Below are 26,601 nucleotides of genomic sequence, written 5' to 3' on the forward strand. Positions count from 1 at the left end.
CAGAGTTACCGCCCATCATAGCGGATCGCATCTATCGCCATCATAGGTGGAGTCCAAACGCCCCAACCCCTAGAATCTCGCCCACGATTCCAGGAGCCAACTTCATGCTGATGGTGATTTCCCCCGCCAAAACCCTCGATTTCGAGTCCAAGCCGGTCACTGCGCGCTTTACCCAACCGCAATACCTGGACCATTCCCAGGAGCTTATAGAACAGCTGCGCGAACTGAGTCCGGCGCAAATCAGCGAGTTGATGCACGTCTCCGACAAGATCGGTGGCCTCAACGCCGCCCGCTTCGGCAGCTGGACGCCCGCCTTCACCTCGGCCAACGCCAAGCAGGCGCTGCTGGCTTTCAAGGGCGACGTGTATACCGGCCTGAACGCCGAGACCTTCAGCGATGCCGATTTCAGCTATGCCCAGGACCACCTGCGTATGCTCTCAGGCCTGTACGGCCTGCTGCGCCCGCTGGACCTGATGATGCCGTATCGCCTGGAGATGGGCACCAAGCTGGCCAACGCCCGGGGCAAGGACCTTTACGCGTTCTGGGGCACCCGCATCAGCGAATGGTTGAATGAGGCCCTGGCCGCACAAGGCGACGATGTGCTGCTCAACCTGGCGTCCAATGAGTACTTCTCGGCGGTCAAGCGCACGGCCCTGAACGCGCGGATCATCAACACCGAGTTCAAGGACCTGAAGAACGGCCAGTACAAGATCATCAGCTTCTACGCGAAAAAGGCCCGGGGCATGATGAGCCGCTTTGTGATTGAAGAACGCATCAACGATCCGGCCAAGCTCAAGCAGTTCGATGTGCAGGGCTATCGCTTCAATGCGGAGCAGTCCAAGCCGGATAACCTGGTGTTTTTGCGCGATCACGCACCGGAGTAAGGCTGCACAGACACTGCGGATCAAATGTGGGAGCAAGCCCCCCTCCCACATTTTGTTTGTATTCCAAACCATAAATCGTCATTTATTTGGCGCCAGAAAACCATCCAGACATAACCCTAACGATTTATTCACTCGACACTCGTCGGTTTTTTTCGTAGTGGCACCACTTTTTTTAATCAGTAGTGGCACAAAACTATCTACGCGTACCAACTCCCCATAACTACTGGCCTAAATAGCAAGTGCTATCACTATAGTGCCAGTGCCATCTTTTCTAATATTTCAAGAAATTTCCGGAAACAGGATGAGCGGCCAGGAACTTCGTCCTGATGCACCGCTCATACCACCGGTAACGAAATTCTCTGCTTACGTAAGAGATGACTTACATAACGACCAACGGAAGTAGCCAAGTTGTCATAAAACACTTTGGTTCTATGGTCATAACATCAACTGATCGAGTTAAGGGTGGCGATAAGTACGCATTGCTATCCCCCGCAGGCCAAGGCAGCGCTGACCTAAATGAGCCCGTGCACACACACAAGGCATTGATAAAAAAGGCATTTTGCCTTCATCAAAACCTTGCCGCACCGGCGCCGGAGCCTTCCTCCAAGGAAGCACGGCTGCATTTCAGGGCAAGCCCCAATAATAAGGCCTCGTTGCGCACAACTTGAGTGCAATAGTTAGTCACTCGTTATTCAACATGCCTGCACGCGGTAAGTCGGCGTCTATTCGCCTAACTTTCGCGGCATCAGTGACGCTTGCAAACATGAACTCCGGCCATTTAATGGCATGAATTAAACAAAGAGGTAATTGCGATGCGCATCAGCATATTTGGTTTGGGTTACGTTGGCGCCGTGTGTGCCGGTTGCCTGTCTGCCCGTGGCCACGAAGTGGTCGGCGTAGACATCTCCAAGGAAAAGATCGACCTGATCAATGCGGGTAAATCGCCGATTGTCGAGCCGGGTCTGGGCGAGCTGTTGAGCCAGGGTATCCAGACCGGCCGACTGCGTGGCACTACCAACTTCGCCGAGGCGATTCGCGATACCGACCTGTCGATGATTTGCGTCGGCACGCCCAGCAAGAAGAACGGCGACCTGGAACTGAACTACATCGAGTCGGTATGCCGCGAGATCGGTTTTGTCCTGCGTGACAAGACCACCCGCCACACCATCGTGGTGCGCAGCACCGTCCTCCCGGGCACTGTCGCCAACGTAGTGATTCCAATCCTCGAAGACTGCTCCGGCAAGAAAGCCGGCGTCGACTTCGGCGTTGCGGTCAACCCGGAATTCCTGCGTGAGTCCACCGCCATTGCCGACTACGACCTGCCCCCGATGACCGTCATCGGCGAGTTCGATAAAGCTTCCGGCGATGTCCTGCAATCGCTGTACGAAGAACTCGACGCGCCGATCATCCGCAAGGACATCGCCGTCGCCGAAATGATCAAGTACACCTGCAACGTGTGGCACGCCACCAAGGTCACCTTCGCCAACGAGATCGGCAACATCGCCAAGGCCGTCGGCGTCGATGGTCGTGAAGTGATGGAAGTGGTCTGCCAGGACAAGACCCTCAACCTGTCCCAGTACTATATGCGCCCAGGCTTCGCTTTCGGCGGTTCGTGCCTGCCAAAAGACGTGCGTGCCCTGACCTACCGCGCCGGTTCCCTGGACGTGGAAGCACCACTGCTCAACTCGCTGATGCGCAGCAACGAGTCCCAGGTACAGAACGCCTTCGACATCGTTTCCAGCCACGACAAGCGCAAAGTCGCCCTGCTGGGCCTGAGCTTCAAGGCCGGTACCGATGACCTGCGTGAAAGCCCATTGGTAGAACTGGCGGAAATGCTGATCGGCAAGGGCTACGACCTGAGCATCTACGACAGCAACGTCGAGTACGCCCGTGTGCACGGCGCGAACAAGGACTACATCGAAGGCAAGATCCCGCACGTGTCGTCCCTGCTCAACTCGGATTTCGATGATGTGATCAACAACTCCGACGTGATCATCCTCGGTAACCGTGACGAGAAGTTCCGTGCCCTGGCGCATAACGCTCCGGAAGGCAAGCAAGTGGTCGACCTGGTGGGCTTCATGTCCAAGGCCACCAGCGTGAGTGGCCGTACTGAAGGTATTTGCTGGTAACAGCAACGGCAAGTTTCAGGCTGCCAGTGGCTTACCCCAGCACTTGCAGCCTGAAGCCTCCTCCCCTTCCGGATGACGCTTATGTCCAAGTTAAAACATGTATTTCTGCAATCGGCCGGCTGGCTGTTATTCCTCAGCCTGTTGATGGGGCTCGCCCTGCTGTTGCCGGCGAGTACCTTCGATTCGCAATCGAAGAATTTTATTTTCCTGATTGGCGCCGTGGGTATCTGGCGCTACTCGATGGGTGCGACGCATTTCTTTCGCGGCATGCTGTTTCTCTACGTGGTGTACCCGCACCTGCGCCGCAAAGTGCGCAAGCTGGGCAAGGCCGCCGACCCGTCCCACGTGTTCCTGATGGTCACCAGTTTTCGTATCGATGCGCTGACCACCGCCCAGGTGTACAGCTCGGTGATTCGCGAAGCCATCGAATGCGGCTTCCCGACCACCGTGGTCTGCTCGCTGGTGGAAATGTCCGATGAGCTGCTGGTGAAAAGCCTCTGGGAAAAGATGAACCCGCCGGCTCACGTCAAGCTCGACTTCGTGCGCATCGCCGGTACCGGCAAGCGTGACGGTTTGGCCTTCGGTTTTCGCGCCATCTCGCGCCACCTGCCGGATGACCGTGCCGTGGTAGCTGTGATCGATGGCGACACCGTGCTCGCCGAAGGCGTGGTCCGCAAGACCGTCCCCTGGTTCCAGCTGTTCGGCAATGTCGGTGGCCTGACCACCAACGAATTCTGCGAAGTGCGCGGCGGCTACATCATGAGCGAGTGGCACAAGCTGCGCTTCGCCCAGCGCCACATCAACATGTGCTCCATGGCTCTGTCCAAGCGCGTGCTGACCATGACCGGGCGCATGTCGGTGTTCCGCGCCAGCGTAGTGACTGACCCGGGCTTTATCGCCGACGTGGAAAGCGACTCGCTGCAACACTGGCGCCTGGGGCGCTTCAAGTTCCTCACCGGCGATGACAAGTCCAGCTGGTTCAGCCTGATGCGCCTGGGCTACGACACCTTCTACGTACCGGACGCCGCGATCAACACCGTGGAACACCCGCCGGAAAAGAGCTTTATCAAAGCCAGCCGCAAACTGATGTTCCGATGGTACGGCAACAACCTGCGCCAGAACTCCCGTGCCCTCGGGCTGGGCGTGCGTCGCCTCGGCCTGTTCACCAGCGTGGTGCTGTTCGACCAGCGCGTGTCGATGTGGACCTCCCTGCTCGGCCTGACCGTGGCGATGATCGCCACGTTCAAGTATGGCGGCGCGTTCATCCTCGCGTACCTGCTGTGGATCGGTATCACCCGCCTGATCCTGACCCTGTTGCTGTCGTGCTCGGGCCACAAGATCGGCCCGGCCTACCCGCTGATTCTCTATTACAACCAGATCATGGGCGCGTTGGTGAAGATCTACGTGTTCTTCCGCCTTGATCAACAGTCCTGGACCCGCCAGGACACCAAACTGACCCGCGATTTGGCCAGCTTTCAACGTTGGTTCAACACCTGGTCGTCTCGGACCATGACCTTCTCCGCCGGCAGCATCTTCGTTGCCGTGTTGCTGATGATGGTCTGACCCTGCCAAGCCTGAATTAACTAGGAAATCGAATACTATGAACAGCCAAGTAAACGCCAACGTTGTCCACGAATCCGAAGCCCAGCGCCAGCACGCCCGGGTCAAAATCCCGGCCAAGCTGCGCTTCTTCAACAGCGACCGCACGCCAACTGAAGCACGCGTGATCGACCTGTCCGCCGGTGGCCTGGCCTTTACCGCCACCCAGCCGCTCACCGTCGGCCAAGTGCACAAGGGCCGCCTGCAGTTCGTGATCGACAACCTCGGCCTGGCCATGGACGTGGAGCTGCAAATCCGCTCCTACGACCGCCAGACCGGCCGCACCGGCTGCCAGTTCCAGAACCTCGATGCCCAGGATATTTCCACCCTGCGCCACCTGATCACCTCGCACTTGTCCGGCGACATTGTGACCATGGGCGACGTGCTGGCGACGCTGCAACGCGACAACTTCACCAAGGCGCGCAAGGTCAAGGACGGCGGCAGTGGCATGACCGCGTTCGGTCGCCTGCGTGCGGTGACGTTCAGCCTGGCGATTTTCCTGGTTGGCCTGGCCGCCTTCGGTTTTGTCTTCAAATCGCTGTACGGCATGTACTTCGTCAGCCACGCCCAGGCCGGCCTTGTGAGCGTACCGGGCATGAACGTGACCATGCCGCGTGACGGCACCGTGCAGAGCCTGCTCAAAGGTGACTCGGTAGCGGCCAAGGGCGCGCCACTGGCGACGTTCAGCACCAGTATGCTCGACGTGCTCAAGGGCCACCTGGACGAAGACCAACTGCAACCGGCCAAGGTTGAAGAGCTGTTCGGCAAGCAAATGACCGGCACCCTCACCTCGCCATGCGATTGCGTGGTCGCCCAGCAACTGGTCGCCGACGGCCAGTACGCCAGCAAGGGCGATGTGATCTTCCAACTGGTGCCGCGTGGCAGCCAGGCTAACGTCGAAGCCCGCTTCACCTACCGCCAGTTTGGCGATGTGCGTCCAGGTACGCCGGTGAGCTTCCAGGTCGCCGACGAAGAACAGGTTCGCACCGGCACCATCGTCAGCAGCACCAGCCTGAACAGCGCCGACCTGTCCTCTGACATCCGTGTGCAGATCAAGCCCGACACACCGCTGGACAGCACCTATGCCGGTCGCCCGGTGGAAGTCACCAGTGACCGTGGCCCATCGCTGAACTGGCTGATCGACAAAGCCATGGCTCACGGTCTGTAAGCGAGGACATGCCTGTGAACCCTATTCCAACAACACCGCTGACCTCTGTGGGAGCCGGGCTTGCCCGCGATGCAGGCGACTCGGTGCATCAGTTGCGCCGCAGCGATGCCATCGCAGGCAAGCCAGCTCCCACACAGAGCAGATTTCACTTGGCCTCTGCGTACTGCGCGCTGGCACTGGCCGTGAGCCTGGCCGGTTGCGCCGGCCTGCCCGACCAACGCCTGGCCAATGAAGCGCTGAAACGCGGCGACACCGTCACCGCGCAGCAGAATTACCAGCAACTGGCAGACCTGGGCTACAGCGAGGCCCAGGTGGGCCTGGCCGATATCCAGGTAGGCACCCGCGATCCGGCGCAAATCAAGCAGGCCGAAGCCACTTACCGTGCAGCGGCAGACACCTCGCCGCGTGCCCAGGCACGCCTGGGTCGCCTGCTGGCGGCCAAGCCTGGCGCCACTGAGGCCGAGCACCATGAAGCCGAAAGCCTGCTGAAAAAAGCCTTTGCCAATGGCGAAGGCAATACCTTGATCCCGCTGGCGATGCTGTACCTGCAATACCCGCACAGCTTCCCCAACGTGAATGCCCAGCAGCAGATCAGCAAATGGCAAGCGGCCGGTTACCCGGAAGCCGGCCTGGCCCAGGTGCTGCTGTATCGCACCCAGGGCACTTACGACCAGCACCTGGATGATGTCGAGCGCATCTGCAAGGCCGCGTTGAACACCACCGATATCTGCTATGTCGAGCTGGCCACGGTCTACCAGAAAAAAGCCCAGCCAGAACAACAGGCCGAACTGCTCAAGCAAATGGAAGCCGGCTACAGCCGTGGCACAGTCACCGCCCAGCGCGTCGACAGCGTCGCCCGCGTGCTCGGTGATGCCAGCCTCGGCACGCCGGACGAAAAAACCGCTCAGGCATTGCTTGAAAAAATCGCCTCCGGCTACCCGGCGTCCTGGGTCAGCCTGGCGCAGCTGCTCTACGACTTCCCCGAACTGGGCGATGTCGAGCAGATGATGAAGTACCTGGACAACGGCCGCGCCGCCGACCAGCCGCGCGCCGAATTGCTGCTGGGCAAGCTCTACTACGAAGGCAAGTGGGTGCCGGCCGACGCCAAGGCCGCCGAGGCGCATTTCGAAAAAGCCGTGGGCCGTGAAGTGGCCGCCGATTACTACCTCGGCCAGATCTACCGCCGTGGCTACCTGGGCAAGGTCTACCCGCAAAAGGCCCTGGACCACTTGCTGACCGCTGCGCGCAACGGCCAGAACAGCGCCGACTTTGCCATTGCCCAACTGTTTTCCCAAGGCAAGGGCACCAAGCCCGACCCATTGAACGCCTATGTCTTCAGCCAGTTGGCCAAGGCCCAGGACACGCCAGAGGCCAATGACCTGGCCACCCAGCTCGAAGCGCCGTTGACCCCTGAGCAACGCGCCGAGGGCCAACGCCTGGTGCAACAGGAACTGGCCGCCCGCGGCACCCTGGCCCAAAGCACGCTGCAACTGCACGCCCTGCAAGAAGAAGACGGCGAGGAATCCCTATGAAGCTCAACCCATTCGTCAAGGCCGGTATCGGCCTGTCCTTCGCCCTGCTGTGGTCGTGCCCGACCCTGGCCGCGCTGACCGAAGCCAAGAACTTCGGCCTGGAAGTCAAAGCCACCGCGCAGTCCGAAGACGACCGCGACCTGGGCACCCAGAAAGGCGGCGACGTCAACGGTATCGGCCTTGACCTGCGCCCCTGGATCTACGGCGAAAGCGGCGCGTGGAGCGCCTATGCCATGGGCCAGGCGGTCGTGTCCAGCGACATCATCGAGACCGACACCCTGCAACAGTCGGCCGATGACACCACCGAACAATCGAGCAACGACGACCGCAAGGCCAAGAAAAACTACCTGGCCCTGCGCGAGTTCTGGGTCGGCTACAGCGGCTTCACGCCCTACCCCGGCGAGATCCTCAAGTTCGGTCGCCAGCGCTTGCGCAATGACGACGGCCAATGGCGCGACACCAACATCGAAGCGCTGAACTGGACCTTCGACACCACCTTGCTCAAGGCCAATGTCGGCGCCGCTGAACGTTTCAGCGAATACCGCACCGACCTCAAGGAACTCTCGCCGGTCGACAAAGACCGCCAGCACTTCTACGCCGACGCCGCCTACCAGTGGACGCCGGGCCAGTGGATCGGCCTGCGCGGCCACCACACTCATGACGACGGCAAGCTCGATTACGCCGAACCGGGTGTGGCCAGTGACCCGTTGGACAAGCGCGAAAACGGCGACCTGACCTGGCTCGGCATCGAAGCCAACAGCGATGCTTATAACTGGCGCAATACCAACACCGTCAACTACTGGGCCAGCATCACCGGTATGCGCGGGGACCGCGACAAGGTCAACGCCTTGAACGCCGACGGCACGCGCCCCACCAGCGCCAAGCGCAGCGATGACCTCAGCGGTTGGGCCACCGACATCGGTGTGCGCCTGCGCCTTGACCCGCAGTGGCAAGTGGGTGCGGCCTATTCCCGTGCCAGCGCCGAATACGAACAGAACGGCCTGCAAAGCAACCGTTCGAACTGGACCGGCACCCAGTCCCGCGTACACCGCTTCGGTGAAGCGTTTCGCGGCGAGATGAACAACATGCAGTCCATGAGCCTGTTCGGTTCCTGGCAGCTGCGCGAGGACTACGACGCCAGCCTGGTGTACCACAAGTTCTGGCGCGTGGACGGCAACAAGCCGGTGGGCAGCAACGGTATCGATGCGGTGCAGAACAACACCGATGACGTCACCGGCGCGATCCTCTCCAGCACCTCCCTGCCGCTGGAAGATGGCAAGAAGGACCTCGGCCAGGAGATGGACCTGGTGGTCACCAAGTACTTCAAGAAAGGCTTGCTGCCCGCCGCGCTGAGCCAGTCGATCGACGAGCCATCGGCCCTGGTGCGCTTGCGTGCCGGCGTGTTCAAGCCGGGCGACGCCTATGGCAGCCAGGTCGACTCCTACATGCACCGCGCGTTTGTCGACGTGGTCTGGAAATTCTGATGGGAGCCTGCGCCATGAATGCTCAAAGCCTACTCGTCGCGGCAATGCTGATGGCCAGCGCCACAGCGTTTGCCGATACGGCGGCCAAGGCGCCGATCATCGCCAAGGAACTGCAACAGGCCAAGACCTACACCATTTCCAGCCCGCCCACCGCGCCGCTGGAAATGGCCAAGCCGGCGCTGCCCGATCTGTCGGGCTACACCGCTGCGGCGATGGAAAAGAAGATCATCAAGACCAAGGCGGGCAAGATCAGCATCCGCCGCATGATGCAGGAAGACGCGCTCAAGGACTTTATCGGTGGCGATAACAAGATGGCCGAGTGGGTGGTGCGCCAGCATGGCATTCCTCAGGCAATCTTTGTCGACGACGGCTACATGAACCTCAAGGACCTGCTGGGCAAGGTGCCAAAGCAGTACTTCAGCGAGACTTCGCCGGGAGTGTTCCTGGCCAAGCTACCGATTGTGGTGGGCCGCAAAGGCATCCTCGATATCGACAAGAACACCCAGGAATTGCGCCTGTCCCAGCAAGCCGGCTCGTTTTTGATCAACGACGGCCAGTTGTTCGTACGTGACACCAAGGTCACCGGCTGGGATGAAAAAACCAACGGCCCTGCCCTGTTCAAGTCGCCCAAGGAATTCCGCCCGTTCCTGCTGGCCTGGGGCGGCACTGAGACCTATATCTCCAAGACCAAGATGGCCAGCTTCGGCTACGCCAACAGTAAGTCCTACGGGGTGAGTATTTCCCAGTACACGCCGAACATGGCCAAGGTGCTCAAGCGTCCTGAGCCGACCGGTTGGATCATCGACTCCGAGTTCTCGGACATGTGGTACGGCTTCTACTGCTACGAGACCACGGGCTTTGTGATCAAGGGCAATACCTACAAAGACAACATCGTCTACGGCATTGACCCCCATGACCGTTCCCACGGCCTGATCATCGCCGACAACACCGTATACGGCACCAAGAAGAAGCACGGCATCATCATTTCCCGGGAAGTGAACGACAGCTTCATCTTCAATAACCGCAGCTACGACAACAAGCTCTCGGGCCTGGTGATCGACCGTAACAGCGTCAACAACCTGATCGCCGACAACGAGATCTACCGCAACCACACCGACGGCATCACCCTCTATGAGAGCGGTGACAACCTGCTGTGGGGCAACAAGGTGATCAGCAACCGTCGCCACGGTATCCGCGTGCGTAACAGCGTGAACATCAAGCTCTACGAAAATACCTCGATGGCCAACGGGCTGACCGGCGTGTACGGCCACATCAAGGACTTGACCGACACCGACCGCGACATCGCCCTCGACCCATTCGATGCCAAGGTCTCGCTGATCGTGGTGGGTGGTGAACTGGCGGGTAACGGCAGCGGGCCGCTGTCCATCGATTCGCCGTTGAGTATCGAGTTGTATCGCGTGTCGATGCTGGCGCCGACCAAATCCAGCGGTATCAGCTTCTCCGGCATTCTGGGCGATCGCCAGGAAGAAATTCTCGACCTGCTGGTGCGCCAGCAGAAAGCCGTGCTGATCGACCCCGTCGAACGCCAGACCGAATTGCAGGACTGAGGATGACCCTTATGCACCCACACATGATCAAGCTGTTGAGCCTCTCGGGTCTGACCCTCGGCCTGCTGGCAGCCAGCCAGGGCGTGCGCGCCGATGAAGTGAAAGCACCGACCTTCACCGCCGAACCGTGCTGCAGCCTGTGCCCGGCCGCCCATGACGCGAAGAACTACACCACGCGCTACCAGCAGAACTTCACCACCCTGGTACAAGCCCAGGGCGACTGGCTGTTCCGAACCCAGGAAGACCTGCGCACCGAATTCGACACCACACCGGCCGGCTACAAACGCATGCAGCAATTGCACGATGCGTTCAAGGCCAAGGGCGTGGAACTGGTGGTGGTCTACCAGCCAACCCGTGGCCTGGTGAACCGCAACAAGCTCAACCCTGAAGAAAAAGCCAACTTCGACTTCGACAAGGCGCTGACCAACTACAAGACCATGCTTGGCCGTTTCGCCAAGATGGGCTACGTGGTGCCGGACCTGTCGCCGCTTACCAACGAGCAGTTGCCGGACGAACTGCCGGCTCACGACTTCTACTTCCGCGGCGACCAGCACTGGACCCCCTACGGCGCCCAGCGCACGGCGAAGATCGTCGCCGCCAAGGTCAAGCAGATGCCGGAGTACGCCGAGATTCCCAAGCGCGAATTCGAGACCAAGCGCTCGGGCCGCATGGGCAAGACCGGCACCCTGCACAACATGGCCGGGCAACTGTGCGGCACCAGCTATGCGATCCAGTACATGGACCAGTTCACCACCGAGCCCAAGGGCGAAGCCGGTGACGGTGACCTGTTCAGCGATTCGGGCAACCCGCAGATCACCCTGGTGGGCACCAGCCACAGCGGCAAGAACTACAACTTCGCCGGTTTCCTCGAAGAAGAAATCGGTGCCGACATCCTCAACGTCGCCTTCCCCGGCGGTGGCCTGGAAGGCTCGATGTTGCAGTACCTGGGCAGCGACGAGTTCCAGAAGACCCCACCGAAGATCCTGATCTGGGAATTCTCGCCGCTGTACCGTCTCGACCAGGAAACCATCTACCGCCAGATGATGGCGCTGCTGGACAACGGTTGCGAAGGCAAGCCTGCACAGATGTCCGCCAGCACCACCCTCAAGCCCGGCAAGAACGAACTGATGGTCAACAGCGCGAACAAAGACCTGCGCAACGCCAACCATCAGGTCGATATCCGCTTCGCCGATCCATCGGTAAAAACCTTGCAAGCCACCCTCTGGTACATGAACGGTCGCCACGAGGACATCAAGATCGAGAAACCCGAGACATCCGATACAGACGGGCGTTTCGCCTTTGAACTGCGCACCGATGAAGACTGGGCCTCGCAGAACTTGCTGGCCGTGGAAGTGCAGGGCCCGGAAAAGGGTGCTGCCGCGCAGAAAGTCGAAGCGAAAATTTGCACACGCAACGTATTCCCAAGCGGTGGTCAGCAGACCGCTTCAACTGGGCAATGAGGTTACTTATGCAGAAGCTATTGATTCCATCGTTACTGGGCCTGGCGATCTTCGCCGGGGCAGCCAACGCCGCCGCGCCGCTGCGCCCGCCCCAGGGCTATTTCGCACCGATCGAAGCGTTCAAGACCGGCGACTTCAAGGAAAACTGCGACACCATGCCGACGCCCTACACCGGGCCGTTGCAGTTTCGCAGCAAGTACGAAGGTTCGGACAAGGCGCGCTCCACGCTGAACGTGCAGTCGGAAAAAGCCTTCCGCGATAGCACCGCCGACATCACCAAGCTGGAAAAAGACACCAGCAAACGGGTGATGCAGTTCATGCGCGACGGTCGCCCGCAGCAGCTCGAATGCACCCTGAACTGGCTGGTCTCGTGGGCCAAGGCCGACGCACTGATGTCCAAGGACTTCAACCACACCGGCAAGTCCATGCGCAAATGGGCACTGGGCAGCATGGCCTCGGCCTATGTACGCCTGAAGTTCTCCGAATCTCACCCGCTGGCCAACCATCAGCAGGAGTCGCAACTGATCGAAGCCTGGTTCAACAAGCTGGCCGATCAGGTGGTGAGCGACTGGGACAACCTGCCCCTGGAAAAAACCAACAACCACTCTTACTGGGCCGCCTGGTCGGTGATGGCGACCTCCATCGCCACCAACCGTCGCGACCTGTTCGATTGGGCCGTCAAGGAATACAAGGTCGGTGTGAACCAGGTCGATGACCAGGGCTTCTTGCCGAACGAATTGAAGCGTCAGCAGCGCGCCTTGTCGTACCACAACTACGCCCTGCCGCCGCTGTCGATGATCGCCAGTTTTGCCCTGGTCAACGGTGTGGACCTGCGCCAGGAAAACAACAGCGCGCTCAAGCGCCTGGGCGACAAAGTGCTGGCCGGGGTGAAAGATCCGGACATCTTCGAACAGAAGAACGGTAAAGAGCAGGACATGAAGGACTTGAAGCAGGACATGAAATTCGCCTGGCTTGAACCCTTCTGCACCCTCTACACCTGCGCGCCGGATGTGATCGAGCGCAAGCACGGGATGCAACCCTTCAAGACGTTCCGCCTGGGTGGCGACCTGACCAAGGTGTACGACCCGGCGCACGAAAAAGGCAACAAAGGCAGCTGATACATAGCTCCCGGTTGGACTCGGTCCAACTGTGGGAGCTGGCTTGCCTGCGATAGGGGTCTGACATTCAACATTGATGTCGACTGATACACCGCCATCGCAGGCAAGCCAGCTCCCACCGTTAACCCGGTTCCTTCAGTGAAATTGCAATACAACCTCCTCCGAAATCGTGGGGGGGTTTGGGGGGGCTCTGGCCCTTGACTGTTGGTTAAACATGGAGAGATCGGGATGGTTTTCTCGTCCAATGTGTTCCTGTTTCTGTTCTTGCCGATCTTTCTCGGCTTGTACTACTTGAGCGGGCAACGCTATCGCAATCTGCTGCTGCTGATTGCCAGCTACGTGTTCTACGCCTGGTGGCGAGTGGACTTCCTGGCGCTGTTCGCCGCCGTCACGCTGTGGAATTACTGGATCGGCCTCAAGGTCGGTGCCGCCGGCGTGCGCACCAAGCCGGCGCAGCGCTGGCTGCTGCTCGGCGTGGCGGTCGACCTGTGCATCCTCGGCTACTTCAAGTACGCCAACTTCGGCGTCGACAGCATCAATGTAATGATGAAGTCAGCGGGCCTGGAGCCGTTCATTCTCACCCACGTGCTGTTGCCGATCGGGATCTCGTTCTACATCTTCGAGTCCATCAGCTACATCATCGACGTGTACCGTGGCGATACCCCGGCGACCCGCAATCTGATCGACTTCGCGGCGTTCGTGGCAATCTTCCCGCACCTGATCGCCGGCCCCGTGCTACGTTTTCGCGACCTGGCCGACCAGTTCAACAACCGCACCCACACCCTCGACAAGTTCTCCGAGGGTTGCACGCGGTTCATGCAGGGTTTCATCAAGAAGGTATTTATTGCCGACACCCTGGCGGTGGTGGCCGACCATTGCTTCGCCCTGCAAAATCCCACCACCGGTGACGCCTGGCTCGGCGCGCTGGCCTACACCGCGCAGCTGTACTTCGATTTCTCCGGCTACAGCGACATGGCCATCGGCCTGGGCTTGATGATGGGTTTCCGCTTCATGGAAAACTTCAAGCAGCCATACATCAGCCAGTCGATCACCGAGTTCTGGCGGCGCTGGCACATCAGCCTCTCTACCTGGCTGCGTGATTACCTGTACATCACCCTGGGCGGCAACCGCAAAGGCACGCTGACCACCTACCGCAATCTGTTCCTGACCATGCTGCTCGGTGGCCTGTGGCACGGCGCCAACATCACCTACATCGTGTGGGGCGCCTGGCACGGCATGTGGCTGGCGATTGAAAAAGCCATCGGCCTCAATACTGCGCCGCGCAGCTTCAACGTGTTGCGCTGGGCCTTCACCTTCCTGCTGGTGGTGATGGGCTGGGTGATCTTCCGCGCCGAAAACCTGCACGTCGCAGGCCGCATGTACGGTGCGATGTTCAGCTTCAGCGAATGGTCGCTGTCGGAACTCAACCGCGCCAACCTTACCGGCCTGCAAGTGGCAACGTTGGTCGTGGCCTACGCAACCCTGGCGTTCTTCGGCCTGCGCGATTTCTACACCAACCGCCCAGCCGACAAGACCAAGCCGGCCGATCCGAGCCTGATCAAGGCGGTACCGGGCGACAACCCAGGCAGCATTCACGAGCCCGGTTTCAGCGTGGGCCGTGACGCCGCTGTGCAACCGGCCTACTGGACCGCTGACTGGCCACGCTACGCCATGCGCGCTGCGGTGCTGCTGCTGTTCGTGGCGTCGATCCTGAAACTGTCGGCGCAGAGTTTCTCGCCGTTCCTTTACTTCCAATTCTGAGGGAGCCGACCATGACCCGTTCATTACGCGTCCTCTATATCGGCCTGTTCCTGGTGCTGCTGCTGGCACTGGGGGCGTGGTCACTGCGCAGCTTCTTTGGCTTCAGCACCAACGCTGATGCCACGGTGCTTAACGGTCGCTGGACCAAAGCCGTCGAGACTCACTATGACGAGGAGTTCCCGATCAAGCGCCTGGGCACCAACCTGTGGGCTGCGCTGGACTACAAGCTGTTCAATGAAGGTCGCCCTGGCGTAGTGCTGGGCCGCGACCACTGGCTGTACAGCGACGAGGAGTTCAATCCCGCCGTCAACGAAGACCAGAACCTTGAAGGCAATTACGCACTGGTCGAAGGCGTGCGCCAGAAACTCAAGGCCCAAGGCATCCAACTGGTGATGGCGATTGTGCCGGCCAAGGTGCGCCTGTACCCGGAACACCTGGGTGAGGTGAAGCCGGCGAGCATCCACGCCAACTTGTACCAGGACTTCCACGCCCGGGTCGCCGCCGACAACATCCCGGCTCCCGACCTGCTCAGCCCGCTGCAACAGGCCAAGCTGGGTGGCAAGCAGGTGTTTCTGCGTACAGACACTCACTGGACTCCGGACGGTGCGGAAATCGCCGCCAAGCAACTGGCCAAGGCGATTGCAGACAAGACCCCGCTGAGTGGCGAGCCGCAGCGTTTTGTCACCGAGGCCGAAAAGATCGAGCCACACAAAGGCGACCTGCGTCTGTTCCTGCCCCTGGACCCGCTGTTCGAAAACCTGATGCCGCCTAAAGAGCCGCTGGAAAAACGCGTCACGCACCTGGCCGAAGAAAAAGGTGATGACGCGCTGTTCAGCGACAGCGAAACCCCGGTGGCCCTGGTGGGCACCAGCTACAGCGCCAACCCCAACTGGAACTTCGTGGGCGCGCTCAAGCAAGCCTTGCACAGCGACGTGGTCAGCTACGCCGAAGACGGCCACGGCCCGATCCTGCCGATGCTCAGCTACCTCAAAAGTGACGATTTCAAGAACAACCCGCCCCAGCTGCTGATCTGGGAATTCCCCGAACGCTATCTGCCCGTGAATAACGAAATCGGTGACGCCGACCCAGCGTGGGTTGCGCAGCTTAAACAAGCCGGTTCGCGCCAACAGAACATGGCAATCAACACTAAATCCGAGACGCCCGACCGGGCGCAAAACTGAAAGAGAGGTAACTCACATGACTTTCACTACTACTCCTCGTCGTCTCGCCAAGACCCTGGCTATCGCTGCCGGCCTGAGCTTCGTATCAATGTCCGCCTTCGCCGGTGGTGACGCCGCCCTCTACGGCCCAACCGCGCCAAAGGGCTCCAGCTTCGTGCGCATCTACAACGCCAGCAACCAGGAAGTCAGCGCCACCGTCGGCGCCACCAACCTCAGCGACGTTGCACCGTTGGCCAGCAGCGACTTCAGCTTCATGCCGGGCGGTGACTACAGCGCCAAGGTCGGCAGCCAGACCGTGCCGGTCAAACTCGCCGCCGACCACTACTACACCCTGGTCAACAGCGGAAGCGGCCAGCCGCAATTGATCGAAGAACCGCCATTCAAGAACAAGCAGAAATCCCTGGTACGCGTGCAGAACCTCAGCGACAAGGCCCTGAGCCTGAAAACTGCCGACGGCAAGACCGATGTGGTCAAGTCGGTGGCCGCCAAGGGCCGTGGCGAACGTGAAATCAACCCGGTGAAAGTGAGCCTGGCGCTGTATGACGGTGACAAGAAGGTCGGCGATGTGAAGCCGGTGGCCCTGGAGCGTGGTGAGGCAGCGGTGCTGTATGTCACCGGTTCCGGTTCGAGCCTGTCGCCAGTCTGGGTCAAGCGCCCAGTGTCGACCCGCTGATTATTTCCCTGAGTTGACACGTCCCCTTGTGGGAGCTGGCTTGCCTGCGATGGCGGTCTTGTAGGCGCCATCGCAGGCAAGCCAGCTCCCACACTGACCGGTTTTCAACTCAGGACCGAGACAAAAACAAGAGTGAAACGACAAACCTTCGTAGCTCTGACCCAAACTGATTCAAGGAGAAACACCCATGATCCCAGTAATCCTTTCCGGTGGTAGCGGCTCACGTCTTTGGCCGCTTTCGCGTAAACAGTTCCCCAAGCAGTTCCTGGCCCTGACCGGCGAACACACGCTGTTCCAGCAAACCCTGGAGCGCCTGGTGTTCGAAGGCATGGACTCCCCGATCGTGGTCTGCAACAAGGACCACCGCTTCATCGTCAACGAGCAACTGAGCGCACGTAAGCTTGAATGCCAACGCATCCTGATGGAGCCCTTTGGGCGCAACACCGCACCGGCCGTGGCCCTGACCGCGATGATGCTGGTCAACGAAGGCCGTGACGAGCTGATGCTGGTGCTGCCTGCCGACCACGTGATCGACGACCAGAAAGCCCTGCAACGTGCCCTGGCCCTGGCCACCGTGGCGGCCGAGCGTGGCGAGATGGTGCTGTTCGGCGTACCGGCGACCCGTCCGGAAACCGGCTATGGCTACATCAAGTCCACCAACGACTCGCTGTTGCCCGAAGGCGTGAGCCGCGTGCAGCAGTTCGTGGAAAAGCCCGATGAAAAGCGCGCCATCGAGTTCGTCAAAAGCGGTGGTTACTTCTGGAACAGCGGTATGTTCCTGTTCCGCGCCAGCCGCTTCCTCGAAGAGCTGAAAAAGCACGATCCGGACATCTACGACACCTGCGTACTGACCCTGGAGCGCAGCGAGCAGACCCACGACACCGTGACCTTCGACGACGCCACCTTTGCCTGCTGCCCGGACAATTCCATCGACTACGCAGTGATGGAAAAAACCCAGCGTGCCTGCGTGGTGCCATTGAGCGCCGGCTGGAGCGACGTGGGTTGCTGGGCCTCGCTGTGGGCGGTCAATGATAAAGACGCCAACGGCAACGTGAGCAAAGGCGACGTGGTGATCCAGGACAGCCGCAACTGCATGGTGCATGGCAACGGCAAACTGGTATCGGTGATCGGCCTGGACAACATCGTGGTGGTGGAAACCAAGGACGCGATGATGATTGCCCACAAGGACAAGGTCCAGGGCGTCAAACAGATGGTCAACACGCTCAACGAGCAAGGCCGCAGCGAAACCCAGAACCACTGCGAAGTCTACCGTCCGTGGGGCTCCTACGACTCGGTGGACATGGGCGGCCGCTTCCAGGTCAAGCACATCTCGGTCAAGCCGGGCGCGTGCCTGTCGCTGCAAATGCACCACCACCGCGCCGAACACTGGATCGTGGTCAGCGGCACCGCCGAAGTCACCTGTGACGACAACGTGTTCCTGCTCTGCGAGAACCAGTCCACCTACATCCCGATCGCCTCGGTGCACCGCCTGCGCAACCCGGGCAAGATCCCGTTGGAGATCATCGAAGTGCAATCGGGCAGCTACCTGGGCGAAGACGATATCGAGCGGTTCGAAGATATCTACGGGCGCTCGACACCGGTTGAACGAGGTGTTTCGGTGAAAACTATCGCGCAATAAAACAGTCGTACAAGAAGCCCTTACCCAACCCATTGCGTCCCCTATCCGCAGTGGGTTGGGTGGGGGCTTTTTGTTTGGGCCTTTGTGGTCAATTTAAAGCCATCATGAGCCCTTACCCAATACCGGCCAACGCCATGGGCTTATATTTTAATTGGCGTTTTCCCATGAGAAATAACGCGATTGACCATTACACGGTCAGGACCAGCTGGGTACTGCAAAGGAATTGCAAACTTCGTCTCCACATAAAAAATATGTGGGTTATGAGAGCTTTGGATAACGTTCAACCCCGACGTATTGATTTCATAGTAGTGCGACATTTTATCCAACGCATTTTGATATTTACGCTTCCCAAAGATGGTTTCGGAAATCTTTTTGGTCGGCATATCTCCTGGCGCCAAGTCCGTAAAGTAATGCCTGCCTTTACCTTGGGGCAGACGTTGACCATCAAAATCTGACGCTGAAGAAGTCAGGGCTTTCTCACCCATGATTTCGTGATGAGGATTTTTCCCGGTGTAGTGATAAAAAACATTCTGACCTTTTACCGGTGGATCCAGCAGCGCCTTTAAACCGTCAGGGACGCCCTCCACTCTAGGTTGCTTATTGGCCGGTTGAGCACTTGTCGCGTTATTCGTGTCGACGTTGCCTGAAAAGCTGCCTTGGTCCAACGGACGCTTGTTCGGCCGGGATGTCCCCGTAGCAGTGGGAACCCCGCCCGGCAATCGGCTCAATCGCCACTCACCGTTACCCGCAGACCCCAGAAATGCTTGAACCCTATAGAGCTTAGACGTCGTCAATGGCGCCTGAGGATCCACGATAGCGACCCGCCCGTCACGTGCGTGGAAGGCCGAATCAATCTGATACACCTTGTTGACCCCGGTACTGTCGGTATAGCGCACGTAAAAATTATCGCCCACGTTATAGGTACCGTCCGGCCTCAAAATGCGGCCTTTGATGACATCTTCCGACACGGAGAAGGCGCTCAGATCAAGGTTTGGACTCGTGCCGGCCGTTGGTGCTCTGGCGATGACTGGAGGGGCTGGCGGCACCACCGGGCTTTTGAACACCGGCCGCAACGGCACGGCATTCACATTGGGAATACCAGAGGCGGCCATCGTGAAATCCGAGTAGACCGCACGCATCGCGCCCGGACTTTTGAGCAGCCGCGGCAAGATTCGAGCATTGGCGCGCAAGGCCGTCACGCCAGCCTTTCCTAAGCGAACCCCCATGGAGATGCCTTTTCCGAGCACTGGCAACAAGTCAAGGAAGATGGAGGCCACCTCAATGCCGAACTGAACCTTGTTGATTCTCGATTGATGCGCAACCTCTGCGCTGCTGACGCTTTGGTGGTCCGCGTGATCGATGAGCAACTTCACTTTCTGCTTGTACAGCTCATCCTGAAAGTTGCCATCGAAGGGTTTGAGTGTCACCGGAGCGCTCGTCAATTTGAATGCAGTGACGAGCGCATCCAGCGTGCGCAATGGGCTCTTCGTCGGATCGAATGCGCGCTCCTTGATCGCCTCGCCAGCTTTAACCACGTCGTTTTTATCGACCGGCGACGCTCTGCTCGCGGTGTAGAGCCTCCACTCCTTTTTCTCCATCAAGGCGTTCAGCGCATTCACATCCGCCAATTCGCGAAAACACACGCCGTCGGGCGCATTCGGCGTGCACAGTACAAGCGAGGCGTCTGTGTCATTGCCAATCACCATCGCGCCCTGAACCGGCAACCCACGCTGAATAAGGGCACTGGTGACAATTTTTTTCCCATCCACCAGAGGCCGGTCAGCCGGGTCCGGGTAGTCAAGAACAGCCGCGACCCACTGCGCTCCTCGTTTGGTACTGGTGTCTTGGGTAGCGTCTATGTTGTAGGTATTGGGGTTGAGTGCTGCGAGAAAAGCCTCTTTATCCAGCATGTCGCTCAGGTGGATTTTCCACGCTTTGCGGACGTCGCCGGCAGCACCCGACTCGGCATCCGTGGCCAACTCCTGTTTAAGCAGCTCAGTATAGGCGCCTCCCACATCGGCAGTGTTGACCAACGCTTTGAGCTGCTCGGTATCCAGGATGACCTGCTTGCCATCGTCGCCCAGCAGAGGGTTGCCGTGAGTATCGGTCAGCGGCAGTTCGAAGGTGGACTGGCTGAAGTGGCCGTGCTGGACGGCTGGAAACTCACTGGGGTTTTTCAGCGCCAGATCAGTCAGCGATACGCGGTGCTGCTTGACGGTGAGCGTATGACTGCTGCTTTGCCCGCCAGTGTGAGGATTGGACCTGGTTTTCACCCGCACCATCAGCTTGTCCGCATCGACCTGCGCAGCGGGGAACTGCCGTTTGATCGCTTCGTTCATCCGATCGCGGGAAAAGCTACCCAGAGAAGGAAGGGTTGCCAGCGATGACGCCAGCGCATTTGCACTGCGGTCCTCGGAGTGTTCCAGGTAATCAAACAACGCTTCCTGGGCCGGGCTCAGGTTTTTCAGCCACTCGGGGGCCAGCTTGTCAGCCAGTTGTTCATCTCGCGCCGCCATGGCGTTTTCGCCACTGAGCAGGTACGACCAGTCAGCGGCATCATCCATGCGCTTGAGTGCTCCCGGCTCTGTCGATACCCGGGCGAGATTCGCAACGACTTCCTCCTGCTGACGCTTGAGCATCCAGGGGATGCCTTCGGCCAGCACATCCCCCGTCAAGGGTTCGGCGCTCAACATCACATCGTCGCCAGAAGGCGGTTCCGACTTGTTTTGTAACGACAACGGCAGTGTTTGCAACAGTAGGTCCGCGTCGGTGCCCCCCTCATCAAGGCGCGCTGCAATCGCCTGGCGCGCCAGGGCTGGCGTCGCAAACTGCTCGAACCCCTCACCCGGGGTGTACAGCACGACCGGCCCATTAGTCTCATCGAGTGCCAAGGTCCGGCCTTTGGTCCAGACGGGGGGCGTGGCCCCGGAACCGTCGGTGCTGGTGATTAGGAAGCAGCCCGCCATCAAGGCTCCCCGCTCGCTACCGTCATCAACGGTAAGCGGGTAGACACCAGGGCGTGCGCCATTGGGGAAGACAGCTTCCCGTTCAGCCAGCGTGGGGTATTGCAGTGCTGCGTCGATCAACCGCTTGCTCGCCGCGCTCAGTGTTCCATCGCTCACGCGCAATGCCGCCAGCGTCGACAGTTGTTGCTTGTGCAAGGTCAACAACTGGTCTTGAGGGGCCTGCAGAACCTGAGGGTCTTTCAACGTCGGGCGGGGGGTTGTCCAGAAGGTTTGAAGGGCCATCGGAAACTGCGTGACCATGCGCTGGGCAATCGTATCCAGTGTCAACTGTGGCGTGACGAGGGTGCCCGGGCTAGTGTCCGTGTCCGGGGTAAAAATGCCGGACTGTTCAACATCGTCAACGACGGGCTGCTGGCCAGGATTGGCCAGCAAGGTCGCAACCTTCCTGTTCAAGGCGTCCAGCACCGGCTCGGACGACAGTGTTTTGATAGAGCCATCGTCCTGCTCGACCCAGCGCTTGAAGACCAGGTCTTGTGGCTTCAGGGTCGACATGTACGGAAACATTTGGTCCACTTGCTGGCGCAGGAAGTGCTGGAAGCTCGGTTGCTCACCGTGCAAACGCTGCATGTCGCGGGACTGAAGGGCGTGTTGGGTGACAAACGCCTCCTGATTGGTAACCTTGAATTGCTGCATGAGCCGTGGGTATTCCACCCCGACCGGGGGTATGCCGGCCGAGGTGGGAAGAGGAATACCGTCCGGCGCGTAGGTCAATACCGGTGGCAGGTGAACAGGGGGTTGCGCAGATGTTTCAACGGCAATATCGGTTTGGGTGGCCAATGCGTTTGGGGCAACAACGCTTTGTGGGGGGGAAAGGTGGGTCGAGTTTTCGGTCGCTGCAAACATGGAATAAACCTTACATAGAAGAGTTGAACGTCGCCGCTACCTCCCTGTAGGTCGTCAGATAAGTGGACGTTCAATGCGCTCCGGTTCCTGTCCCGAATGTAAGCTCAAGTAGCAGAACGCTGTGAGCTCTGCTGAAAATGCAAGACCAAGTACCAGGGCACTGTACGGTCCTATTGATTGAAGTGAAAAACACCTGCCTGGCGTACAGCCCCTTCCCCTCGAACATGCGCTGGAACATGCCAGTCATGTACTGGGCACCGCTCGAGTCCTCACCCTGGCTGCTCAGGACCTATACACCGAACACCAGAGCTACCTGAATTGGGCCAGCTTGCAATTAGCCGAAACCGGCTTGGCCTTGGTCGAGGCCCACATCGAAGGTTTGCAGGTGGACGCTGCTGCTCAGTAAGTAAGTCATCGGGAGCAAGCCCCCTCCCACATTTGAATGTGTTCACAAATCAAAGGTGGGAGGGGGCTTGCTCCCGATGAGGCCCGCACGGCCACCACAGCACTCAAGTTAACCAATCCCACCTACGCTTAAGTTAGGATGCTCGTTCCCCATTCGAGGTGGTCTCCATGTTCTTCGGCGTTCTCCTGATCATCACCTGGCTGATCCTGCTGCTGCGCTACCCGGCGAAGGCGCTGCCGGTTTCGCTGGCGGCTGCCGTCGGCCTGGGTTTCGTCGCCGTCTGGGTGGTGTGGCTGGACAACCGCGAAGCCGCGCAACTGGCACGCCTTGAGTTGCGCATCAGCTATGCCCCGCAGGACTGCCCGGCCGACCGCCCACTGAAATTGACCCTCAACAACGGCAACGACGTGCCGTTGACCGAACTGCGCTGGCGCGTGGCCGCCTACGCGCCGGGCGACACGGTCAACCTGGCCGACAATGTCTACGCCGCCCCACGCTATCGAGGCCCCGGCGAGTTGCAGGCCGGGGCCACCTGGGACGATTGCCTGCCCACACCGCCACTGCGCCCCGGCTATCGCCCGCAAACCCTGGAATTTCGCGCCGAGCACCTGCAAGGCAGTTTCTCGGACTGACAAAGGAATGATGCATGCCCAACGTACTGATCACCGGTTGCTCCAGCGGCATCGGCCGCGCCCTCGCCGACGCGTTCAAAGCCGCAGGCTTCAACGTGTGGGCCAGCGCCCGCCAGCCAGATGACGTCGCCGCCCTCGCTACCGCTGGCTTCAATGCCGTGCAGTTGGACGTCAATGACAGCGCCGCCTTGCAACGCTTGGCCGAACAAATGGGCGAACTGAATGTGCTGGTCAACAACGCGGGCTACGGCGCCATGGGCCCGTTGCTCGATGGCGGCACCGAGGCGATGCGACGCCAATTCGAAACCAATGTGTTTTCCATCGTTGGCGTCACCCAGGCACTGTTTCCCGCGTTGCGCCGCAGCAAAGGACTGGTGGTGAATATCGGCAGCGTTTCCGGGGTATTGGTGACGCCGTTCGCCGGCGCCTACTGCGCATCCAAAGCCGCTGTCCATGCCTTGAGCGATGCCCTGCGCATGGAACTGGCACCGTTTGGCGTGCGGGTGATGGAAGTGCAGCCCGGTGCGATCAATACCCATTTTGCGAAGAATGCCGGGGCCCAGGCCGAATTATTGATCAACGAAACATCGCCCTGGTGGCTGTTGCGCGAAGGCATTCGGGCGCGCAGCCAGGCCTCCCAGGACAAGCCAACCCCAGCCACTGAATTTGCGGCGGATGTGCTCAAGGCCGTGCAGCAAGCGCAGCCACCGCGTCTGCTAAGGTCGGGCAATGGCAGCCGGGCGTTGCCATTGATGGCGGCGCTGTTGCCCAAGGGGTTGCTGGAGAAGGTGTTGAAGAAGCGCTTTGGGTTGGGCGGTAAACTCTAACCCTTCATAAAATCAATAAACGCCCGCACCTTAAGCGGTAAATGCCGGGTATCCGGATACATCGCGTAGACCCCTTGGGGCGCGAAGCGATAGTCCGCCAATACACGCACCAGCCGTCCCGCCTCCAAATCCTCCTGCACAAGCCACTGTGGCAAGATCGCCACACCGTGGCCACGCACCGCAAACGCCTGGAGCACCGCCGCACTGTCGGCCACCAAGGCGGCCGGACCTGCGCGGTATTGATGCCCATCGCCGGCAGGGTCGGTCACGCTCAACTCCGTCAAGCGGCCATGGCCCAGCCTGGGCACCTGCTCCAACTCCTCCAGGGTCTGAACGCCCGCAAACGCTGGCGCCGCGACGGCGAACACTTCAAACGTCGACAACTGCACCGCCCGATGATTGGAGTCCAGCAAGCGCCCCAGGCGAATAGCCACGTCAAAACGCTCGGAGATCAAATCGGCGTGGGTGGAGGATGTGGATAAGTGGATATTCAGGTCCGGGTGCAGGCGGCGAAACGCTTCCACCGCCGGGGCGACCACGGCCAGGGCATACTCGACGGTGGTGGTGATGCGCAGCGTGCCTTTGAGCTGCGCATGTTCGGAACGGGCCTCTTCCACCGCCAGGCGCGCCTCTTCGAGCATTCGTGTGCAGCGCAGGTAGAAACGTTCGCCGGCATCGGTGAGCGCCAGCTGGCGAGTGTTGCGGGTCAGCAGGGTGACGCCCAGCTCCGCCTCCAGGCGCTTGAGGTTGAAGCTGACCACGGCGCGGGTCTGGCCGAGCAGATCCGCGGCGGCCGTGAGCGAGCCGGCCTCGACCACGGCCTTGAAGGTGTCGAATCGATCCAGGCTGACCATGGCCACGCCCTCCGTTTGTCAAAATATTTTTGACAAACTAACAGGCAAACCGACGTATCCCAAACCCTGCTTGCCGCCTACCCTGCGCGCTTCATTCGCAGGATCGCGTTCATGACCTACCGCTCGAAAATTGCCTGGATCTTTCTACTGGGTTTTGCCCTGGACCTGGTGAACATGTTTGTCGCCACCGTCGCCTACCCGGACATCGCCCGCGAACTGCACGCCTCGGTCACGAGGCTGGCGTGGATCAGCAATGCCTACATGCTCGGGCTGACGGTGATCATTCCCTTGAGTGTGTGGCTGGCGGCGCTCATGGGCGAGCGCACCCTGATCGCCACCAGCCTGCTGCTGTTTGCCGGGGCATCGGTGATGGTCGGCCAGGCCGGCTCCATCGACGCGTTGATTGGCTGGCGCGCTGTGCAGGGGCTCGGCGGCGGCTTGTTGATTCCGGTGGGGCAAGCCATGGCTTACCGACACTTTCCCGCGGCCGAGCGCAGCCAGTTGACGGCGCGGGTCATGTCGGTGGCATTGCTGGTACCGGCATTGTCTCCGGCGCTGGGTGGGGTAATTGTCGACAGCCTGTCCTGGCGCTGGATTTTCTACGCCAACCTGCCTCTGGCGCTGGTGACCCTGCTGCTGGCGCTGCTGTGGATAAAACCCGATGTGCCTTCCACCGTACGCCCGCCCCTGGACCTGGGCAGTATGTTCAAACAAGCCGCCAGCCCGATGCTGCGTGTGGCAATGCTGGTTTACCTGTGTATTCCGGGGATATTTATCGGCACCAGCCTGATCGCCATCCTCTACGTGCGTGACCTGGGGTATGACGCCACCCAGACCGGCGTGCTCATGTTGCCGTGGGCACTGGCCTCGGCAGTGGCGATTTACTTGAGCAAAAAACTCTTCAATCGCTGCGGCCCGAAACCTTTGCTGCTGGCGGGCATGGTGCTGCAATGCGGCGGCATCCTGTTGCTCAACGAGCCGGCGCTGATCATTGCGGCCTACGTCTTGATGGGCCTGGGCGGCAGCTTGTGCAGCAGCACCGCGCAAACCCTGGCCTTTCTGGATATTCCCGCCGAGCGCATGGGCCACGCCAGCGCGTTGTGGAACATGAACCGGCAAGTGAGCTTCTGCGTCGGCGCCGCCTTGCTCAGTGCAGTACTGTCGACCTTGGATTCCTTCGCCATAACCTTCACGATAGCGGCAGCTCTGACCCTGTTGCCGCTTTTCGCAGTGTTGCGCCTGGATGCCTCCAGGATACGCACGCTGCTTCACCCTTGCAGCGAGCCCAAGCATGATTGACTACAGCGATTTTTTTGAGGAAGTGATCCAGACTCACGTCGAGATCGAACAATGGTTTGCCGGGGTTGCACCTGAGGGCACGCTGGAAAACCTGCTGGCACGCTTCTCACCGGAGTTCAGCATGGTCGCGCCGGCCACCGGCACCCGGGTCAACAGGGCCGGGGTTAATGCATTGTTCACGCGCCTGGGAGGGATGCGGCCGGGGTTGAAAATCACCTTGAGTGAAATGACCGGGATTGATCGTCATGCGCGGGGAGCCACGGTGACGTATCGCGAGCATCAGGTGGATGACAGTGGCACCCAGACAGATCGCCGCGCCACGGTGGTGTTCGAGAAGCAGGCCAGTGGTGCGCTGCTTTGGCGGCACTTGCATGAGACGTTTATCAAAGCTTAACGCGGGCCTGAATGTGGGAGAGGGCTTGCCCCCGATGAGCATAGGTATCTACACAACTTTGTAGTCGCCAATGGTAACCACGATGCGAAGCGAGCCGCTCTTGATCTTGATCTGCTTTTGATCT

General features: G+C 59.9%; 20 protein-coding genes. 18 read left to right on the forward strand and 2 right to left on the reverse strand.

Features of this window, described 5'->3' with window-relative positions; all coding sequences use genetic code 11:
• Positions 1-104 precede the first annotated feature (104 nt).
• The 13 genes from yaaA (at position 105) to E4O98_RS06675 (ending at position 18,196) form a co-directional block, all read left to right on the forward strand.
• On the forward strand, positions 105-884 hold the full coding sequence (gene yaaA / locus E4O98_RS06615) for a peroxide stress protein YaaA (protein ID WP_032877684.1): 780 nt from the start codon (positions 105-107) through the stop codon (positions 882-884).
• Between the two features lie 812 nt (positions 885-1,696).
• Positions 1,697-3,013: a nucleotide sugar dehydrogenase gene (locus tag E4O98_RS06620; RefSeq protein ID WP_014717010.1), complete on the forward strand. Its 1,317-nt coding sequence runs from the start codon at positions 1,697-1,699 to the stop codon at positions 3,011-3,013.
• Positions 3,014-3,094: 81 nt separating this feature from the next.
• Entirely contained in the window at positions 3,095-4,576 is a 1,482-nt protein-coding gene (alg8, locus tag E4O98_RS06625) for a mannuronan synthase (RefSeq protein ID WP_164699511.1), read from the forward strand.
• Between the two features lie 37 nt (positions 4,577-4,613).
• Positions 4,614-5,780: an alginate biosynthesis protein Alg44 gene (locus tag E4O98_RS06630; protein WP_248134465.1), complete on the forward strand. Its 1,167-nt coding sequence runs from the start codon at positions 4,614-4,616 to the stop codon at positions 5,778-5,780.
• A gap of 83 nt (positions 5,781-5,863) precedes the next feature.
• A complete protein-coding gene (gene algK, locus E4O98_RS06635; RefSeq protein ID WP_248134492.1) occupies positions 5,864-7,312 on the forward strand; it encodes an alginate biosynthesis TPR repeat lipoprotein AlgK in 1,449 nt (482 codons plus the stop codon).
• Positions 7,309-8,796, forward strand: coding sequence for an alginate export family protein (locus E4O98_RS06640; RefSeq protein WP_032877688.1), 1,488 nt, complete (start codon positions 7,309-7,311; stop codon positions 8,794-8,796). Before algK ends, E4O98_RS06640 begins: the two co-directional genes overlap by 4 nt.
• The gene (gene algG, locus E4O98_RS06645; RefSeq protein ID WP_005785009.1) at positions 8,796-10,364 is read left to right on the forward strand and encodes a mannuronan 5-epimerase AlgG; all 1,569 of its coding nucleotides are present in this window, start codon (positions 8,796-8,798) and stop codon (positions 10,362-10,364) included. The genes E4O98_RS06640 and algG overlap by 1 nt, the downstream gene beginning before the upstream one ends.
• A gap of 11 nt (positions 10,365-10,375) precedes the next feature.
• Entirely contained in the window at positions 10,376-11,824 is a 1,449-nt protein-coding gene (locus E4O98_RS06650) for an alginate O-acetyltransferase (RefSeq protein WP_248134467.1), read from the forward strand.
• An 8-nt stretch (positions 11,825-11,832) separates the two neighbouring features.
• Complete coding sequence (locus E4O98_RS06655; RefSeq protein WP_103733353.1) at positions 11,833-12,942, forward strand: mannuronate-specific alginate lyase; 1,110 nt, start codon at positions 11,833-11,835, stop codon at positions 12,940-12,942.
• Between the two features lie 228 nt (positions 12,943-13,170).
• Positions 13,171-14,703 carry an MBOAT family protein gene (locus E4O98_RS06660; RefSeq protein WP_032877692.1) on the forward strand — a complete coding sequence of 511 codons (1,533 nt, stop codon included), beginning with the start codon at positions 13,171-13,173 and terminating at the stop codon, positions 14,701-14,703.
• 11 nt (positions 14,704-14,714) lie between these two features.
• A complete protein-coding gene (locus E4O98_RS06665; protein ID WP_248134469.1) occupies positions 14,715-15,884 on the forward strand; it encodes an alginate O-acetyltransferase in 1,170 nt (389 codons plus the stop codon).
• Between the two features lie 16 nt (positions 15,885-15,900).
• The gene (locus tag E4O98_RS06670; RefSeq protein ID WP_005785001.1) at positions 15,901-16,557 is read left to right on the forward strand and encodes an alginate O-acetyltransferase AlgF; all 657 of its coding nucleotides are present in this window, start codon (positions 15,901-15,903) and stop codon (positions 16,555-16,557) included.
• Positions 16,558-16,744: 187 nt separating this feature from the next.
• Positions 16,745-18,196, forward strand: coding sequence for a mannose-1-phosphate guanylyltransferase/mannose-6-phosphate isomerase (locus E4O98_RS06675; RefSeq protein WP_032877695.1), 1,452 nt, complete (start codon positions 16,745-16,747; stop codon positions 18,194-18,196).
• Positions 18,197-18,336: 140 nt separating this feature from the next.
• Here E4O98_RS06675 and E4O98_RS06680 read toward each other — a convergent pair whose 3' ends face one another.
• A complete protein-coding gene (locus E4O98_RS06680) occupies positions 18,337-22,065 on the reverse strand; it encodes a DUF6543 domain-containing protein (RefSeq protein WP_248134476.1) in 3,729 nt (1,242 codons plus the stop codon).
• A gap of 193 nt (positions 22,066-22,258) precedes the next feature.
• Between E4O98_RS06680 and E4O98_RS06685 the strand changes: the two genes are divergently transcribed.
• From E4O98_RS06685 to E4O98_RS06695, 3 genes are all read left to right on the forward strand, one after another.
• Positions 22,259-22,471: a DUF3077 domain-containing protein gene (locus tag E4O98_RS06685; RefSeq protein WP_282445083.1), complete on the forward strand. Its 213-nt coding sequence runs from the start codon at positions 22,259-22,261 to the stop codon at positions 22,469-22,471.
• Positions 22,472-22,638: 167 nt separating this feature from the next.
• On the forward strand, positions 22,639-23,103 hold the full coding sequence (locus E4O98_RS06690; protein WP_005784995.1) for a hypothetical protein: 465 nt from the start codon (positions 22,639-22,641) through the stop codon (positions 23,101-23,103).
• Between the two features lie 14 nt (positions 23,104-23,117).
• Positions 23,118-23,930 carry an SDR family oxidoreductase gene (locus tag E4O98_RS06695; RefSeq protein WP_248134478.1) on the forward strand — a complete coding sequence of 271 codons (813 nt, stop codon included), beginning with the start codon at positions 23,118-23,120 and terminating at the stop codon, positions 23,928-23,930.
• On the opposite strand, the gene E4O98_RS06700 is transcribed toward E4O98_RS06695, so the two are convergent.
• On the reverse strand, positions 23,927-24,784 hold the full coding sequence (locus E4O98_RS06700) for a LysR family transcriptional regulator (protein WP_248134480.1): 858 nt from the start codon (positions 24,782-24,784) through the stop codon (positions 23,927-23,929). The genes E4O98_RS06695 and E4O98_RS06700 overlap by 4 nt on opposite strands.
• Positions 24,785-24,895: 111 nt before the next feature.
• Here E4O98_RS06700 and E4O98_RS06705 point away from each other — a divergent pair, with 111 nt between their 5' ends.
• Both E4O98_RS06705 and E4O98_RS06710 read left to right on the forward strand, forming a co-directional pair.
• Positions 24,896-26,083: an MFS transporter gene (locus E4O98_RS06705; RefSeq protein WP_248134482.1), complete on the forward strand. Its 1,188-nt coding sequence runs from the start codon at positions 24,896-24,898 to the stop codon at positions 26,081-26,083.
• A complete protein-coding gene (locus tag E4O98_RS06710) occupies positions 26,076-26,477 on the forward strand; it encodes a nuclear transport factor 2 family protein (protein WP_103733347.1) in 402 nt (133 codons plus the stop codon). Before E4O98_RS06705 ends, E4O98_RS06710 begins: the two co-directional genes overlap by 8 nt.
• Positions 26,478-26,601 lie beyond the last annotated feature (124 nt).

Source organism: Pseudomonas sp. W2Jun17, from assembly GCF_023127795.1.
Taxonomy (GTDB): domain Bacteria; phylum Pseudomonadota; class Gammaproteobacteria; order Pseudomonadales; family Pseudomonadaceae; genus Aquipseudomonas; species Aquipseudomonas synxantha_A.

Excerpts from the sequence above, each read along its gene's own strand:
- yaaA (WP_032877684.1), top strand. The coding sequence starts at position 105 with ATGCTGATGGTGATTTCCCCCGCCAAAACCCTCGATTTCGAGTCCAAG.
- E4O98_RS06620 (WP_014717010.1), top strand. The coding sequence starts at position 1,697 with ATGCGCATCAGCATATTTGGTTTGGGTTACGTTGGCGCCGTGTGTGCC.
- alg8 (WP_164699511.1), top strand. The coding sequence starts at position 3,095 with ATGTCCAAGTTAAAACATGTATTTCTGCAATCGGCCGGCTGGCTGTTA.
- E4O98_RS06630 (WP_248134465.1), top strand. The coding sequence starts at position 4,614 with ATGAACAGCCAAGTAAACGCCAACGTTGTCCACGAATCCGAAGCCCAG.
- E4O98_RS06640 (WP_032877688.1), top strand. The coding sequence starts at position 7,309 with ATGAAGCTCAACCCATTCGTCAAGGCCGGTATCGGCCTGTCCTTCGCC.
- algG (WP_005785009.1), top strand. The coding sequence starts at position 8,796 with ATGGGAGCCTGCGCCATGAATGCTCAAAGCCTACTCGTCGCGGCAATG.
- E4O98_RS06650 (WP_248134467.1), top strand. The coding sequence starts at position 10,376 with ATGCACCCACACATGATCAAGCTGTTGAGCCTCTCGGGTCTGACCCTC.
- E4O98_RS06655 (WP_103733353.1), top strand. The coding sequence starts at position 11,833 with ATGCAGAAGCTATTGATTCCATCGTTACTGGGCCTGGCGATCTTCGCC.
- E4O98_RS06660 (WP_032877692.1), top strand. The coding sequence starts at position 13,171 with ATGGTTTTCTCGTCCAATGTGTTCCTGTTTCTGTTCTTGCCGATCTTT.
- E4O98_RS06665 (WP_248134469.1), top strand. The coding sequence starts at position 14,715 with ATGACCCGTTCATTACGCGTCCTCTATATCGGCCTGTTCCTGGTGCTG.
- E4O98_RS06670 (WP_005785001.1), top strand. The coding sequence starts at position 15,901 with ATGACTTTCACTACTACTCCTCGTCGTCTCGCCAAGACCCTGGCTATC.
- E4O98_RS06675 (WP_032877695.1), top strand. The coding sequence starts at position 16,745 with ATGATCCCAGTAATCCTTTCCGGTGGTAGCGGCTCACGTCTTTGGCCG.
- E4O98_RS06680 (WP_248134476.1), bottom strand. The coding sequence starts at position 22,065 with ATGTTTGCAGCGACCGAAAACTCGACCCACCTTTCCCCCCCACAAAGC.
- E4O98_RS06690 (WP_005784995.1), top strand. The coding sequence starts at position 22,639 with ATGTTCTTCGGCGTTCTCCTGATCATCACCTGGCTGATCCTGCTGCTG.
- E4O98_RS06695 (WP_248134478.1), top strand. The coding sequence starts at position 23,118 with ATGCCCAACGTACTGATCACCGGTTGCTCCAGCGGCATCGGCCGCGCC.
- E4O98_RS06700 (WP_248134480.1), bottom strand. The coding sequence starts at position 24,784 with ATGGTCAGCCTGGATCGATTCGACACCTTCAAGGCCGTGGTCGAGGCC.
- E4O98_RS06705 (WP_248134482.1), top strand. The coding sequence starts at position 24,896 with ATGACCTACCGCTCGAAAATTGCCTGGATCTTTCTACTGGGTTTTGCC.
- E4O98_RS06710 (WP_103733347.1), top strand. The coding sequence starts at position 26,076 with ATGATTGACTACAGCGATTTTTTTGAGGAAGTGATCCAGACTCACGTC.